11 protein-coding genes are annotated in these 16650 nt (G+C 58.9%); 8 read left to right on the top strand and 3 right to left on the bottom strand.

The genetic code is table 11. The annotated features are described in order from the left end of the window. The 3 genes from fabI to CFBP6623_RS14350 all read left to right on the top strand — a co-directional run bounded on the left by fabI (position 1) and on the right by CFBP6623_RS14350 (position 2179). The gene (gene fabI, locus CFBP6623_RS14360; RefSeq protein WP_046799154.1) at positions 1–807 is read left to right on the top strand and encodes an enoyl-ACP reductase FabI; all 807 of its coding nucleotides are present in this window, start codon (positions 1–3) and stop codon (positions 805–807) included. Positions 808–992: 185 nt separating this feature from the next. After that, positions 993–1589 carry a TadE/TadG family type IV pilus assembly protein gene (locus tag CFBP6623_RS14355; protein ID WP_046799153.1) on the top strand — a complete coding sequence of 199 codons (597 nt, stop codon included), beginning with the start codon at positions 993–995 and terminating at the stop codon, positions 1587–1589. Next, positions 1586–2179 carry a TadE/TadG family type IV pilus assembly protein gene (locus CFBP6623_RS14350; protein ID WP_046799152.1) on the top strand — a complete coding sequence of 198 codons (594 nt, stop codon included), beginning with the start codon at positions 1586–1588 and terminating at the stop codon, positions 2177–2179. The genes CFBP6623_RS14355 and CFBP6623_RS14350 overlap by 4 nt, the downstream gene beginning before the upstream one ends. Before the next feature lie 43 nt (positions 2180–2222). Here the strand turns inward: CFBP6623_RS14350 and CFBP6623_RS14345 are convergent, their stop codons facing one another. The 3 genes from CFBP6623_RS14345 to CFBP6623_RS14335 form a co-directional block, all read right to left on the bottom strand. Further along, entirely contained in the window at positions 2223–3989 is a 1767-nt protein-coding gene (locus CFBP6623_RS14345) for a diflavin oxidoreductase (protein WP_080842407.1), read from the bottom strand. After that, a complete protein-coding gene (locus CFBP6623_RS14340; RefSeq protein WP_046799151.1) occupies positions 3986–9490 on the bottom strand; it encodes a glutamate synthase-related protein in 5505 nt (1834 codons plus the stop codon). The genes CFBP6623_RS14345 and CFBP6623_RS14340 overlap by 4 nt, the downstream gene beginning before the upstream one ends. A 408-nt stretch (positions 9491–9898) precedes the next feature. After that, complete coding sequence (locus tag CFBP6623_RS14335) at positions 9899–11227, bottom strand: MFS transporter (RefSeq protein ID WP_046799150.1); 1329 nt, start codon at positions 11225–11227, stop codon at positions 9899–9901. Between the two features lie 305 nt (positions 11228–11532). Between CFBP6623_RS14335 and cyoA the strand changes: the two genes are divergently transcribed. From cyoA to CFBP6623_RS14310, 5 genes are all read left to right on the top strand, one after another. Further along, positions 11533–12606, top strand: a complete 1074-nt coding sequence (gene cyoA / locus CFBP6623_RS14330; RefSeq protein WP_046799149.1) for a ubiquinol oxidase subunit II — start codon at positions 11533–11535, stop codon at positions 12604–12606. Positions 12607–12679: 73 nt separating this feature from the next. After that, positions 12680–14683: a cytochrome o ubiquinol oxidase subunit I gene (cyoB, locus tag CFBP6623_RS14325; protein ID WP_046799148.1), complete on the top strand. Its 2004-nt coding sequence runs from the start codon at positions 12680–12682 to the stop codon at positions 14681–14683. A 5-nt stretch (positions 14684–14688) separates the two neighbouring features. After that, complete coding sequence (cyoC, locus tag CFBP6623_RS14320) at positions 14689–15315, top strand: cytochrome o ubiquinol oxidase subunit III (protein ID WP_046799147.1); 627 nt, start codon at positions 14689–14691, stop codon at positions 15313–15315. Then, entirely contained in the window at positions 15315–15707 is a 393-nt protein-coding gene (gene cyoD, locus CFBP6623_RS14315; RefSeq protein WP_035219607.1) for a cytochrome o ubiquinol oxidase subunit IV, read from the top strand. The genes cyoC and cyoD overlap by 1 nt, the downstream gene beginning before the upstream one ends. Positions 15708–15884: 177 nt before the next feature. Next, complete coding sequence (locus CFBP6623_RS14310; protein WP_046799146.1) at positions 15885–16646, top strand: SURF1 family protein; 762 nt, start codon at positions 15885–15887, stop codon at positions 16644–16646. Positions 16647–16650: the final 4 nt, after the last annotated feature.

Raw genomic sequence — 16650 nt, 5'->3', positions numbered from 1 at the left:
ATGAACGGCATCATGCAGGGTAAACGCGGCCTCATCATGGGCGTCGCAAACAATCACTCCATCGCCTGGGGTATTTCCAAGGCACTTGCGGCGCAGGGCGCGGAACTGGCCTTCACCTATCAGGGCGAAGCGCTTGGCAAACGCGTAAAACCGCTTGCCGCAGAACTCGGTTCCGACTTCATCGTGCCTTGCGATGTCGAGGACATCGCCTCTGTGGACGCGCTTTTTGCGGCAATCCGCGAAAAATGGGGCTCGCTGGATTTCGTCGTGCACGCCATCGGCTTTTCCGACAAGAATGAGCTGAAGGGTCTCTACGCGAACACAACCCGCGACAATTTCAGCCGCACCATGGTCATTTCCTGCTTCTCATTTACGGAAATCGCCAAGCGTGCCGCCGAACTGATGACGAATGGCGGCTCGATGCTGACGCTGACCTATAATGGTTCGCAACGCGTCATCCCGAACTACAACGTCATGGGCGTCGCCAAGGCGGCACTCGAAGCGTCCGTGCGTTATCTCGCTGCCGATTACGGCCCGCGCGATATTCGCGTCAACGCCATCTCGGCTGGCCCGGTCCGCACGCTGGCGGGCGCCGGCATTTCCGACGCCCGTGCTATTTACGCATGGAACCAGAAGAACGCGCCGCTGAGGCGTACGGCGGATATCGAGGATATCGGCGGATCGGCGCTTTACCTGCTGTCCAACCTGTCGCGCGGCGTAACCGGCGAATGCCATTATGTGGACTGCGGTTATAACATCACCTCGACACCCACGCTCGAGGTTCTCTCCAGGGCGGATGCAGAATAACCCAGCCTTTTCAGGTTCAACGAAAGCCCGGCAATATGCCGGGCTTTTTGTATTATGCACCGTCTCAATTTCGGAAATCACTAAAGTATAATTCATCGAAGTAACTGAATTTAAACACCGGGCTGGTTATGGTCCGCAACAAATTCAACGGTTGCGCTTGCCGCATATTCTAGAGATCGACACATATGCGACTGGCCAGACTGACGCCATTGCTGAAAAAATTCGGGGTCTCGCGCGAAGGGACAGCGGCCATTGAATTCGCGATTCTCGCCATTCCCTATTTCCTCGTCGTTTTTGCGATTATTGAGACTTTCATCGCCCTGATGGCGGAACAGGTCGTCGTGAATGCCACGGAAACCATGGCGAGGCGTCTGCGCACCGGGCAGATCAGCAGTTCGATTTCGAAAGAGGATTTTCGCAAGAGCTTCTGCAACGAAGTCTCGGTGATGATCACCTGCTCTGCGGATGAGATCAAAACCGAACAAAAACTCTATATCGACCTTCGCTCCTTTCCCGCCTTCAAGGACATACCCACGACGGTGCCACTGAAGGCTTACGGCGAATATTACGATCTCGACACGGCGCAATTCGGCTTCAAGCCGGGCGGACCGGAAACGATCAACATGCTGCGCGTTTATTATCGCTGGCGTGTCATCGCCGATATCATCCGACCTTATCTTACAAAAATACGTCCAGCTGACGGGTCTATGCCCTCGCATTTCCTTATCGTCGCGACCGACGCTTTCGTGAACGAGAAATACACCACAAGCGGGGGCTCATGATGGCAGGGCTGATGGCCGCCGTCGCGAACGGCAGACTTCGTTTTACAGCACTCGTCACACGCTTCGTAAAAGATCGCCGTGGTGTGGGCGCTGTGGAATTCGCAATTCTCTTCCCGATATTGCTCGCCCTTTACGTGACATCCTTCGAGCTGACCATCGGTTACAATACCTATAAGCGAGCAAGCAGCGCTTCAGCGACGATCAACGACCTGATCTCCAAAACGAGCTCCGTCGACAAGACTTATCTCAAAAACATGCAGAATGTTGCGGCGGCTGTCTTCGCGCCTTACAGCACGAATGGTTTGAAGCTGAAGATCAGCGGCGTAACGATTGACAAGCAGAAACAAGCGAAAATTGCCTGGTCCTGGGATGAGAACGACCAGAGACCATATGCGGTGGGATCGGCAGTGGCGGTTCCAACCCGCCTGCTCATCGAAAACAGCTTTCTCATTCACGTCGAGCTTTCCATCCAGCATGAGTTGCTGATGTTCATGCCCGACATCGCCTCGTCCGGCGTAAGGTCGATCACCATCGGCCGTGATTATTTCTTCAAGCAGCGCGATGCGGAGGTCACCTGCACCAATTGCTGAGCCATAAGGCGCAGCAAGAGGGGACCTCCCACATACTCCGCTTCTAATAGACGTCACGCAGATAACGCTTTTCGCGCTTCAACCGGTTCACATAATCGCTTGCCGCTTCAGCAGAAATGCCGGCTTCGTCGGCGACGATCTGGTGCAGGGCGTCATCTACATCCTTCGCCATGCGGGTCGCATCACCGCAGACGTAGAAATATCCGCCTTCTTCGAGCCATTGATAAAGCGCCTTGCCGTTCTGGCGCATGCGGGTCTGGACATAGATCTTTTCCGCCTGATCCCGCGAGAAGGCAAGGTCGAGGCGCGTCAGCACGCCATCACGGCTCATCTTGCCAAGCTCGTTTTCGTAGATGAAATCCGTCTGACGGTGCTGGTCGCCAAAGAACAGCCAGTTCCTGCCGTTTGCACCCCTTGCCTGCCGTTCCTGCAGAAAGGCCCGGAAAGGCGCGATGCCCGTGCCCGGTCCGACCATGATGACAGGCGCGTCATTATTCTGCGGCACGCGGAATGCCTTGTTGGGCGAAACGAAAATCCCGGCATTCTGGTTGGCTTCCACCCGATCCGCCAGATAGGTGGAGCATACGCCGCCACGCTCGCGGCCTTCGGCACGATAACGCACGCTGGCGATCGTCAGATGCACGCTGTTTTCCGCAACCAGTGGGCTGGAGGAGATGGAGTAAGCGCGATGCTGCAGCGGCTTCAGGAAGGTCACGAATTCGGCAAGATCGAATATGGGCTTTCCGCCGAGATTGAGCAGATCGAGAATATCCTTGCTCCAGAGAAAGGCGGCAAGCTGCTCCCTGTCTCCGTTGGCAAGGATATGGCTCAACTCGTCATATCCTGCGCGCTTGCCGATTTCGGCCACCAACTCACGCGAAGGCGTCGATATCTCGAACATGTTCAGAAGCGCATCGCCAACCGGCCGGTCGAGCCCGGCGACCTCGCCATCCGCACTCGCTCCAAAGCAATCGAGCAGAGCACCGACCAGTTTCGGATCGTTGAGGGGGACCACACCAAGTGCATCACCGGCCTCATAGTCGAGGCCGCTCGCGCCAAGATCGAATTCGTAATGACGAATCTCCTTGGACGAGGCCGGCCCGGAAAGGAGGCGATTGACGCTCACCCGTGACGAATAGGGGTTCTTGCGACCCCAGCCCTGTTTTACCCGTGCCGGCGGCTCGGCGACCACAGGCGTCACCGCGGCTGCATTGCCGCCATCGATGGCGAGGGCAAGCGGCAGCGTCTCGCCGATCCAGGCGGCGGCGGCATCCTCAAAATCGATATCGCAGTCAATACGCGTCTTCATGCGCTTGCCGCCGAGCTGTTCAAAGCGCGTATCGATAAGCTTGCCCGCCTGGCAGAAGCCGTCATAACCGGTATCGCCGAGTGCAAGAACAGCGAAATTCATCTCATCCAATCGCGGTGCACCATCGGCGGCAAGCGCTTCCCAGAACAGCTGGGCATTGTCAGGCATCTCGCCTTCGCCATAGGTCGAGGTGACCACGATGACCCGCTTCATGGAGCCGAGACTGTCCATGGAAACGTCGTCCAGCGCCGTTACCACGGGCTGCATGCCCTGGGTGCGGGCAGCGGCAGCGATATCCATCGCCAAGGCCTCGGCGTTGCCAGTCTGGGTGCCGACAAGGATGTTCAGCAGGCTGGCCGTCGCCTTGGGGGCAGCAGAGGCCACCGATGTCTCGAGGCTGATGGCGGTGCGGGAGTGGAGCCCGGCCAGAAAACCGGCGAGCCAGGCGCGCTGGTCGCCGTTAAACGGCGCATCCTGTGGAATGTAAGGTATCTTCATCATGCTGCCCTGTTCTGGCTGGATGCGGTGGCAAGGTCTGGAATGGCTCGAGCGGCGAAAAGCTCCTCGAAGCCCGGCAGGCGGCCGATCTTCTCGATGTTTTTCCTGTTCTGCTGAATGATCCAGCCATAGGTGCCTGGGCTGTCCACCGACCATATGTTCCGGCGTGCCAGCGCCTGCTTGTAATCATCGAGCCGCTTGGCCGCGATCATCACCGCAAGCTGTTCGTCGCTATGGTCGAAAAGCGCTTCGCGGGCATATTTCAGCAGCCGCTGCATCAGCGCGTAATCTTCCGTGAGGATGAGATTGCGCACAGCCTTTTCGATGGCGGGATCAGAAGGGCCGGATGCCATCGGCAACCGTTGCAGGGCGATGGCCTGCGCCATGCTCAACACGGTGTAGTTATTAAGCAGCGCATACATGTCTTCTGTATCCGTCTCGCCATAACCCGGCACTGTTCCGTTCAAGACAGCCTTGCGGTCGCGATAGGCGAGCTTGAACTTGCGCAGCTGATGGGCGGCAAGTGCCGAGGCCAGTTCCTCCAGCAATTCCTTGCGGGGCTTTGCTTTGAGGATTTCGTCGCTGTCCTGATAAAGCAGCAGGGCGCGCGGCATACCGTAGACGAAATTATGCTGTTCGCTTTCCCAGTTTTCCAGAAGCCATGCCGCCTTGGCCGAGCCGGTCTCTGCGACATGCAGGCTCAGAAGCTGGTGGACTGCCTGATTGTGGATCGCTGCCTGTTCATCCTCACCGGTGATCGAGCCGAGCAGGATGGAATCATGGCTGACCTTCTTCGGCAGATCGCCATAGGGATCATATTGATAGACGAAGCCACCGCTCATGCCGTTACCAAAACCCTTGCCGAAACTGCCGAGGTTGAGAACCGCGCCGTTGGTCATATATTCGCAGGCAAAATCGCCGACGCCTTCGACCACGGCGGTGGCGCCGGAATTACGCACTGCGAAACGGTCGCCCGCCTGCCCTTCCACGAAGGTGCGGCCGCCGGTTGCGCCGAACAGCGCGAAATTACCGACCAGCACATTACCACCCGCCTCTTGCGAACCGCCGCCGGGCGAGCGCACGACGATGGTGCCGCCACAAGCGCTTTTGCCGACACCGTCATTGCAGGTGCCGGTATGCACCATGACCATGCCGTCGTTGCAGAAAGCGCCGAAGGACTGACCGGCGGAACCTGACGTATCGATGCGCACCGAACCTGCTTCCAGAAAACGGCGGCCACGGCCATCCCGCTTGACAGCCGGAAGCGCGTCCAGCTGCTCATCGGAAAGTTCGTGGTTCAGCATGCGTTCGATATCGACGGCGAGCTGGCCGCCGACGCTCTTGTTGCAATTGTTGAGGAAACGATTGCCGCCAAGTTCGATATTGTCTCGCTTGCTGTCGACCAACGCCGAACGCACGAGATCGATGAAGGCATCGTCGAGTGCGAAGTCCTTTTCCATATAGACCGGGCTGTCGATCTTCACCTCTTCGACCACGGCAAGCATTGCCCGGAGGTCAAGCTGGCCGACGCTCGCCGGATGATCGAGGAGGTGAAGAAGGTCAGAACGACCACGGGCTTCCCGCAGCGAGGCAATGCCAAGCCCGGCCAGAATCTCGCGCGTTTCATGGGCGATGTTCATGAGATATTGCGCCAGCGCCCGCGGATCGCCGTTGAAGGCTTCCTGATTGGTGGTGAGACCGGCCGGGCACTTGATGTTGCAGTTCTTCGCCATCACACATTTCAGCATCATCAGCGCCGTTGTGCCGAATTCGAAACTATCACCGCCGAGTAACGCCGATTTCACCACGTCGCTCGCCGTCTGGTGCGCGCCGGAACAACGCAACAGCACCTTGGCACGAAGGCCGGTGGCGCAGAGTGCCTGATGCACCTCGGCAATGCCGATTTCCGCCGCGCGGCCGGTATATTTGAGGCTGGTGACGGCCGCCGCACCAGTGCCGCCGGTATTGCCTGCAACGTTGATCACGTCGGCACCAGCCTTGGCAACGCCGACTGCAATCGTGCCTATGCCTTCCGACGACACGAGCTTGACGATGACGCGCACCCGCGCCGCCTTGGCGTCGTGAATGAGCTGGGCCAGATCTTCGATCGAATAGGTATCGTGATGCGGCGGTGGCGAGACGAGTTCGACGCCTGGCGTGCCGCCGCGTGCCGCCGCGATTTCCACCGTCACCTTGGGAGACGGCAACTGCCCGCCCTCGCCCGGCTTTGCGCCCTGGCCGATCTTGATCTCGATCTCTTCCAGCATTGGATCGGCAAGATAACCGGCCCAGACACCGAAGCGGCCGGAGGCGAACTGCTTGATGCGCGAGGCACGGATGGTGCCGTAACGGGAGATATGCTCACCGCCTTCGCCGGAATTGGACATGCCACCAACCATGTTGGTGCCGTGGGCAACCGCCTCATGGGCGGCCGCAACCAGCGCGCCATGGCTCATGGCACCCGATGCGAGGGTCTTGGTGATCTCGCTTGCCTTTTGCACGGTCTCAAGCGGAATACTATCCGGTGCGGTGCGGATAAGTGAGAGATAAGTGGATGCCTCTCCCTTCGCCTGCACCATGAGCGCACCACCTTCCAGCCAATGGCCGGCGATATCGTCACCGAAACGGTCGAGCAGCGACTGGCCGAGTGCCGCGAGGCGGGCAAGTTCATGACCATGTGGGCCGATCAGCTGTAGCCGGAACGCGCTGTCTCCTGCCTCTTCGCAGCGCAATCCGCGCACCATGAAGCTGTTATTGCCCTGCCGGGAAAACCGCCCCATTTCCCGGCGGAATTCTTCGGCCGAACCGGCAAAGGTCACATCGGCCGGCAATTCCAGAACATCGCGCAGGGCGGCCGGGCGGCGCGCCCTTTCTTCTGCCATCATACGGGCAAAGGAACGATAACCGGGCGTCACCTCGAATGCGTCGATGGCCTCCGGGGTCAGCCGGTCGAAGCTGTTGTGATAATAGGCCGCATCATTAAGACCAAAAGCGTCCTCCAGCCGGTTAAGCGGCAGAAGGCGCAGAGCCTCCTCGTTTTCGGTTCCCTTGTCGAAACCGATCTTTTCCTCCGTCATGTCCACGAAGCCGCGAACTGCCGTCGTGCCATAAGAATGGCCGGCACCTTCAGCGCGTTCCTTGAAAAGACCGAGCAGCGGAATGTCGTTCTCCCCCTTCACCGAAAGCGCCTTGCGGTGCCAGTCCGCAACAGCCTGCGCGATGACGGCGAAGGTGACGCCACCAACCGGGGTCTTCACATTGGGGAAATAACGCTTCAGGACGGGATCGTTGGTGTCGAGGAAATTCGGCTCGAAGAACTCACCGCCGATATAACTTTCCGCCGTGCACAGGCCGACTTTGCCCATGGTCTTCATCAACGACTTTTCCGCCGCCTTGGCGAAGCGCTTGAACGCCTTGTCGGCCTCGGCGCCGAATTTCTCTTCCGCACGGAACTGTACGCCGAGCGGATAGACCGCCGAAGCACCGAAACCGAGGCCGGCTGCGATATGATGGGAGGAGGAAAACTGGCCGCTCTCGACGATCAGGGAAACACGTAGCCGCAGACCTTCCTCGATCAGCCGCTGATTGATGGCGGAAACGACCATGATCATCGGCAAGGCCGCGCGGCCTGCCGAGACATGCCGGTCGGTGATGACGGCAATCCCGCCCTGCTCGGCTGCGAAAGCCGCAACCTCGTCGCAGAGGCCATCGATCGCTTGCCGAAGGGCTGCCTCATTGGCATCAGCCGCATCAAAGATCGGCGTATAGAGCATCTCGAAACGACGAACGGGTGTCTCGGGCTGCTCGCGAATGCGCAGCATGTCGAGGTGGGTGAGGATCGGCGACCGCACGACGATCTGGCGGGCCTTGGCCGCGCCGCTATTCGGCTTTGCGCCCAACGCCACGCGTAGCGTCATACCATCGGCCTCACGGATACTGTCGAGCGGTGGGTTGGTGACCTGCGCGAAACGTTGCGAGAAATACTTCGCAACCCCACCTTCCTGATCGGACAATGCGTTGATGGCATTGCCGTACCCCATCGCTGAAATCTTTTCCGCACCGGAGGCCAGCATCGGGTCCATCAGGAACTTGAAGCTTTCCTGATTGTGCGAATAGGCGACATAACGCTGGTGCCGTTCCAGATCGCCATTATAGCGCAACGGTGAGCCTTGCTTGTCGGCGGGCACTTCCGGCAGATCACCAAGCATCACTCGCGCTTCAGATAGCAGCGACGAATAGTCCCGCTGCGAGGCCAGAAGCTCCAGCGCCTCGACCGTGGAAAAGGCACGACGCTCAGCATGATCGTAATAGAGCATGCCGCCCGCCTCAATGCGGCCGCGGCGGATGACGCTTTCCGCCGGAAAGGCGATCTGACCTGCCTCAGACATGACACAGAGATAGTCTTCCGTCTCGACGGTGCGCAGCGGGCGCAGGCCAAGGCGATCGAGACGTGCACCAATGATAGTGCCGTCGCCGAAGATCAGCGCGGCGGGGCCGTCGTTTTTCTCTTCATAGAGCGAGAAATATTCCAGCATCGCCTTCACACCCGGCGACAGGGTGTCGTCGTTTTCCCAGGCCGGCGGCATCATCGAGACCACGGCGGTGACGAGGTCGAGACCATCCTCCATCACCCGCGCCTGCAATGTCTGGTCCAGACGGCAGCTGTCCGACTGGCCCTTCGGCCGGATAATGCTGGCATTCTTCGCCAGCGCCACCGCCGCTTCTGACAGCCGGTTCTTCTTGTCGGTGTTCAGCTCACCATTATGCGCCATCAGGCGGAAGGGCTGCGCCATGGAGGGGTGCGGATCGGTATTGGTAGAGAACCGCGTGTGGAAATACATCGTATGCACTTCATGGCGCGGGTCGGTCAGATCGCAGAAATAGGGCATAACCTCCTGGGAGTTCAGACGGCCCTTGAGCACCTGCGTGCGCGCGCTGAGCGACAGAGGGTAAAAACCGGCAAGCTCCGGCACGGTGTAAGCGAGCGCTTCGATGGCAAGCAGCGCCTTGTGGATGCGCCAATCGAACTCGGCAAGGGTTGCGCATTCCACTGGTGCCGAAAAGACCCATTGGCGGATCGGTAACTGGTAGGGGATTGCGGCGGGACGGATGGCCGCGTCATTGACCGGCACATCGCGGACCAGCAGGACCGAAAAGCCCTGCTCTTTCAGGGCGCTGCCGATAATACCGACGGCCTCACCGTGGAAAGCCGGGTTCTGCGGCAGAAAGAAATTGCCGACGCCGAACCGGCCGGCCTTGAGGGCACCTTGTCCCGTCAGCTCACGAAAAAAGGAGAGCGACAGGTCCAGCGACACGCCCGCACCATCGCCAACGCCTTCCGCCGACATGCCGCCGCGATGCGGCACGGCACAGAGCGCCTCATGACCGCGCTTCAGCACATCATGCGTCTGCACGCCGTCCTTGCGGGTGATGAAACCGACGCCACAGCTGCTTTTTTCAAAAGCCGCATCGTAAAGGCCGAATTTTTGCTCCGTCACGCTCAAGGCACTCTCCTCTCGTTGCGCATTTCGCGCGGCATCACCCTCTTTTTCCCGAAACCCGGCGCGTCAGCCGGCACTCTGCGGGCGGAGCCGCAGGCGACCTGGCTGCTCCTCTTTTTCTGCTTATCGGCGTTTAATGGCGCGAACGGTCGTTTTGCGGCCGGCAAACGGCGTGGCGGCAATGGCCGCTTTTTCGCAAATAATGATCGTCGTCGTTCGCATCGCGTTCCCTGATGGCCGGCATTTCCGGCAGTGAGACACACTTAATTATGTCAGTATTGCTTACATAATATTTCATGAACGGCCGAGTCAAGATTAAAAACGGCCTCGCGCAATAAAAAAACAAAAACGCCGCGAAATCCGACAGGATTCCGCGGCGCGATGGCTGCGAGGATTGTTAAATTGCCCAGATCAGTCCGAAGGCATTTCCAGCGTTCGGCTGAACCAGAGGGCAACCAGCGTACAGACGGCACCCGACATCAGGTAAATTCCGACGGCGAACAGTCCGAATTTAGACGAAAATCCGAGAGCAACGAGCGGTGCGAAACCGGCGCCGATCAGCCAGGAAATATCCGAGGTAAGTGATGCGCCGGTATAGCGGTATTCACGGCTGAAGCGGGATGCCAGTGCACCGCCCGCCTGACCGAAGGACAGGCCAAGCAACGCGAAGCCGATCAGAACGAAGAAGTAGCGGCCGATATCGCCGGAGCCCAGAAGAACGGGTGCCACGAGGCTGAAAAGACCGATGAGAACCGCAGCGATAGCCAGAAGCTTCCGCCTCCCGATCCTGTCGGCCAGAATGCCGGACACCACGATCATACCGCCGGCGATGATGGCACTGACGAATTGCACGAACAGGAAGTCCGAGACCCGCTGGCTTGTATTGAGCGACACCCAGCTCAGCGGGAATACCGTGACGAGGTGGAAGAGCGCAAAGCTTGCCAGCGGCACGAAGGCACCGGTGACCACGACCGGAAACTGCGAGCGCAGCATCTTGAACATCGGGCGCGGCTCCAGCTCATGCTGTTCCAGCATGGCCTGGAATTCCGGCGTGACGATCATGCGCAGGCGGGCAAAGAGCGCGAGAACATTGAGCGCCAGCGCCACGAAGAAGGGGAAACGCCAGCCCCAGGCGAGGAATTCCGCATTGGAAAGCTGCGTGACGAAAACGATGAAAAAGGCGCTGGCAAGACCGAAGCCCATGGCCGCACCGATCTGCGGCATCATGGCGTACCAGCCACGCTGTTTCTGCGGTGCATTCATGGCAAGCAGCGAGACGAGACCATCCCAGGCGCCGCCGAGACCGAGCCCCTGGCCGATGCGGAACACTGCCAGAAGACAGGGAGCAAGCATGCCGGCTTCCGCATAGGACGGAAGGAAACTGATCGCCATGGTGGAGCCACAGAGCGTGAACAGCGCCGCCATCAACTTGACGGCACGGCCGAACTTGCGGTCGATCTGGAGGAAGATCAGCGAGCCGATCGGCCTTGCGATAAAGGCGAGAGAGAACACCGCGAAGGAGTAAAGCGTGGCCGTCAGCGGATCGACGAAGGAAAAGAAGACGTGCGGAAAAACGAGGGCGGAGGCGATGGCGTAGATGAAAAAGTCGAAAAACTCCGTCATTCTGGCAAGAATGACCGCAATCGTGATGCGATCCGGATCTACCTTGACCGGATCTGTTCCATGACCATTGGCTTCCGGCGCCTGCCCAAATGATGGAGCAGCATTGCTATAACTCATAATATCCCTCCTGCGTCATGGTCGAACCATTCCCTGTAACGCTCGGGCTCCTCTTCCGTTGCGTTACGATGCGACGGATTGTCACACGCACCCTCCGTAACGTCAATTGAAGTTTGATAAGAAAGGCTTGCCCCGCAAGCTCGCTATGCGATAATGCAGCCGCTCCGCCTTCAAACGCAGCTCTGCCCGCACATGGTGCATCGCGAAGGTTTCGCTGCACCGCGACAATATACCTCATTCTAAAAATGATGTTCGGCAATTATTCGCGGCATAATCCAAACTGTACGAGTTCAGAGAACGTGCGCATGATCAAAAAAATCCCATCCGCCCTTCTGGCTATTCCGGTACTGCTGCTGCTCAGCGGCTGTAACCTCGTGGTCATGAATCCCTCGGGCGACGTCGCCATCCAGCAGCGCGATCTCATCATCACGTCCACGGTTCTGATGCTGCTGATCATCGTCCCGGTCATCGTGCTGACGCTGTTCTTCGCGTGGAAATATCGCGAATCGGCGAAAGCCGAGGATTACGATCCCGAATGGCACCACTCCACGCGCCTTGAAATGGTGATCTGGTCGGCCCCTGTCGCCATCATCCTGATGCTCGGCACGGTCACCTGGATTTCCACCCACCGTCTCGACCCCTACCGTCCTCTGGAGCGCATCGACGAAAACCGTCAGGTCACCGCCGATATCAAGCCGATCACGGTCGAAGTGGTAGCCATGGACTGGAAGTGGCTGTTCTTCTATCCCGAACTCGGTATCGGCAGCGTCAATGAATTCGCCGCTCCGGTCGATGTTCCGATCAACTTCAAGATCACCGGAACGACCGCGATGAACTCCTTCTTCGTTCCCGCACTCGCCGGCCAGATCTATGCCATGGGCGGCATGCAGACCAAGCTGCACGCCGTCATCAACAAGGAAGGCGTCTATGACGGCTTCTCGGCCAACTTCTCCGGCCCCGGCTTCTCCCACATGCGCTTCAAGTTCCACGGTCTCAGCCAGCAAGGCTTCGATGAGTGGGTTGCCAAGGCGAAAGAAGGCGGCAAGGGCTTCGGCCGTCAGGAATATCTGGAGTTTGCAAAGCCCTCTGAGCGCGAGCCGGTGCAATATTTCGCCTCGGTCGATCCGCAGCTTTACAGCGCCATCCTCAACCGCTGTGTCGAACCCAACAAGCTCTGCATGCGCGACATGATGCATATCGACGCCAAGGGCGGCGGAGGCAAGGAAGGCATCGACATCGCCAAGGCGCTGAACTCCGTTGTCTGCACACCGCTTGCGCCTTACGGCGTCGCCAGCGGCCCCCAATCCACTCCAGCTGCGATCAAAGGTCAGACTTTCGAACCTGCGGCGCTGCCGGAAACCAAACAAGTCGCTGGCTGACGATACGTCCCGGCATTCTTCGGCGCGGCCTGGCTGCGCCGACCTTACGTCTTAGAATCGCAAGAGGCTGAAAATGATCGTCAATTCCGATCAAACGTCGTTCCTGTTCGGGAAGCTGACATGGGAGTCCATCCCGCTTCACGAGCCCATTCTTGTCGCCACCTTCGCGGCCGTGGCGCTGGGCGGCATCGCCGTCGTTGGCGCCCTCACCTATTTCCGGCTGTGGGGTTATCTCTGGAACGAATGGTTCACGAGCATCGATCACAAGAAGATCGGTATCATGTACATCATTCTGGCGCTTGTCATGCTGTTGCGCGGCTTTGCCGACGCCATCATGATGCGTGTCCAGCAGGCGATCGCCTCCGGCGGCTCGGAAGGTTATCTTCCACCACACCATTACGACCAGATTTTCACGGCCCATGGCGTCATCATGATCTTCTTCATGGCCATGCCGATGATTACCGGTCTCATGAACTTCGTCGTGCCGCTGCAGATCGGCGCACGCGACGTTTCGTTCCCTTTCCTCAACAACTTCTCCTTCTGGATGACCACGGCCGGCGCCGTCATAACCATGATCTCGCTGTTCATCGGTGAATATGCGCAGACCGGCTGGCTCGCCTATCCGCCGCTTTCCGGTATTGATGGCAGCCCGGGCGTCGGGGTGGATTATTACATCTGGGGTCTGCAGATCGCCGGTGTGGGAACGACACTCTCAGGCATCAACCTGATCGTGACGATCATCAAGATGCGCGCGCCTGGCATGACCATGATGCGCCTGCCGATCTTCGTCTGGACATCGCTGTGTTCGAACATCCTGATCGTGGCTTCGTTCCCGATCCTGACCGGCACACTCGCGCTTCTCACCCTCGACCGTTACGTTGGCACCAATTTCTTCACCAACGATCTCGGCGGCAACCCGATGATGTACGTCAACCTCATCTGGATCTGGGGCCATCCCGAAGTTTACATTCTGGTACTGCCGGCATTCGGCGTTTTCTCGGAAATCGTTGCGACGTTCTCCCGCAAGCGCCTCTTCGGTTATGCCTCGATGGTTTATGCAACGGGTGTCATCACCATCCTCGCCTACATCGTGTGGCTGCACCACTTCTTCACCATGGGTTCCGGCGCAAGCGTCAATGCTTTCTTCGGCATCACCACGATGATTATCTCGATCCCGACGGGCGCGAAAATCTTCAACTGGCTCTTCACCATGTATAAGGGCCGCATCAATTTCGACGTTCCGATGCTTTGGACGATCGGTTTCATGATCACCTTCGTCATCGGCGGCATGACCGGCGTTCTTCTTGCCGTTCCGCCTGCGGATTTCGTGCTGCACAACTCCCTGTTCCTCATCGCCCACTTCCACAACACCATCATCGGTGGCGTGGTGTTCGGTGTGCTTGCAGGTATCGTCTACTGGTTCCCGAAGGCCTTCGGTTACCGTCTCGATCCGTTCTGGGGCAAGCTGTCCTTCTGGTTCTGGTTCATCGGCTTCTACTTCGCCTTCATGCCGCTCTATATTCTCGGCCTGATGGGGATTACCCGCCGTATCAGCCAGTTCGAGGACAATTCGCTGCAGATATGGTTCCTGATCGCCGCCTTCGGCGCCTTCCTGATCGCGCTCGGCATCGCCTCCTTCGTCATTCAGCTCATCGTCAGCTACCTCAAGCGCGATCAGCTGCGCGACGTGACGGGCGACCCCTATAATGGCCGCACGCTGGAATGGTCGACGTCGTCGCCACCGCCCGCCTACAACTTCGCCTTCACGCCGGTCATTCATGACGTGGATGCCTGGGCGGACATGAAGAAGCGTGGCTACGACCGTCCGCAGGAAGGGTTCATCCCGATCCATATGCCGAAGAATACCGGCGCGGGCGTCATCATCAGCGCCATCAGCGTCGTCCTCGGCTTCGCCCTGGTGTGGCATATCTGGTGGCTTGCGGCTCTTTCGATGCTCGCCATCATCGCAGTCTCGATTGCCCATACCTTCAACTACAACCGCGAATACTACATTCCGGCTTCCGACGTTTCGACTGTCGAGGCTGAGCGTACAAAGCTGCTTGCGGAACAGGCGTAACGAATATGGCTCATGCACCTGCACAAAGCGCCGCCGGCGCTGAACCACCGGTCTTCTACCTGAAGGAAGACCACCATCCGGAGAACGGCACGTCGCTGGGTTTCTGGCTTTATCTGATGAGCGACTGCCTCATCTTCGCGACGCTGTTTGCCACCTATGCCGTTGTCGGCCGCAACTATGCGGCCGGCCCTTCGGGTGCGGACCTGTTCGACCTGAAGCTGGTCGCCATCAACACCGGCTTCCTGCTCTTCTCCTCCATCACCTATGGCTTCGCCATGCTGGAAATGGAAAAGAAGAAGGTGAAAACGACGCTGATATGGCTCGGCGTCACCGGCCTGTTCGGCCTCGCCTTCCTCGCGGTCGAAATCTACGAGTTCCATCACCTGATCGAGGAAGGCGCTGGCCCGCAGCGTTCGGCCTTCCTGTCGGCCTTCTTCGCGCTGGTCGGCACGCACGGTCTGCACGTCACCTTTGGCGTCATCTGGCTCGTCACGCTGATGGTCCAGGTCGGCAAACATGGCCTCATCCCGGCGAACAAGCGCCGCCTGATGTGCCTGTCGATGTTCTGGCACTTCCTTGACGTCATCTGGATCGGCGTCTTCTCCTTCGTTTATCTCATGGGAGTTCTTTGATGAGTTCCGAAGCACACGCACATCACGACGCGCATGGCGACGACCATCACCATGATGGCGCAAGCCACGGCACGTTCAAAAGCTACATGATCGGCTTCGTCCTGTCGGTCATTCTGACGGCGATCCCCTTCTGGCTGGTCATGGGCGACGTTCTGGAAAACAAGACGCTGCTGGTCATCGCGATCATGGGTCTGGGCGTCATCCAGATCTTCGTGCACATGATCTACTTCCTGCACATGGACACCAAGTCTGAAGGCGGCTGGACCTTCATGGCGCTGATCTTCACCGTTGTGGTGCTCCTGATCACGCTCTCCGGTTCGCTCTGGGTCATGTACAACATGAACAAGAACATGATGCCGCTGCACATCGAAGATGTGAAAAACCTGCCCTGAGCAGCCATAAATCAACGGCCTGCCGGACTTCCGGCGGGCCGCTTTCCGCGCCAACACATAACCCCATGAATCCTGGCGCGATTTATGGGGTTATTTGCTGGATGAAGCGCATGCGGGCTAAGGGGCCTGCCGGAGCAGACAATCTCGCTGCCAGAAGCGCTTCGCAAGGACCATGAGATGAGCGAAATCGCACCCCAAAACCAGCGTATCCGCCCTGCGGCAATCGTCGTCCTGTTTTTGACCATTATCCTGACGGGCTGCCTGCTGGCGCTTGGAACATGGCAGGTCCAGCGCCTTTTCTGGAAGCTCGCCTTGATTGAGCGTGTCGAGGCCCGCGCCCATGCCGCGCCTGTCGATGCGCCTGCCGCAGGCGAATGGCCTGCTCTCACCGATCCCGCCGATTACGAATATCGCCGTGTGAAACTGTCCGGCACCCTGCTCAACGACAAGGAGGTTCAGGTCTACACGGTCACGGATCTCGGCCCCGGTTACTGGGTCATGACGCCGCTGCGGCGGGACGACGGCTCAAGCGTCATCGTCAATCGCGGCTTCGTGCCCTCCGACAGGCGCGATCCGTCCTTGCGCCCGGAAGGGGAAGCGGCCGGAAACGTCGAGATCGTTGGGCTGATGCGCGCGCCGGAAACCGGCGGGCTTTTCCTTCGAACCAACGATCCGGCAAATGGTCGCTGGTATTCCCGCAATATTCCCCAGATCACGCAGGCATCCGGCCTCTCTGACGTGGCGCCGTTTTACGTCGACGCGGACGCGACGCCCAATCCCGGCGGCCTGCCGGTTGGCGGCAAAACCATGCTTACCTTCCCCAACAGCCACCTCTCCTATGCCGTTACCTGGTATATTCTCGCAGCGATGGTGGTTGCGGCCGGCTGGTACGTGCTGCGCAACCTCAACGCACCGAAATCGAAACGGGATGCTGATTGAACCA

This window comes from Agrobacterium tumefaciens (genome assembly GCF_005221385.1).
Taxonomy (GTDB): Bacteria; Pseudomonadota; Alphaproteobacteria; order Rhizobiales; family Rhizobiaceae; genus Agrobacterium; species Agrobacterium tomkonis.
The sequence above is the reverse complement of the archived record's forward strand: the minus strand, read 5'-3'. Positions and strand labels throughout refer to the sequence as shown.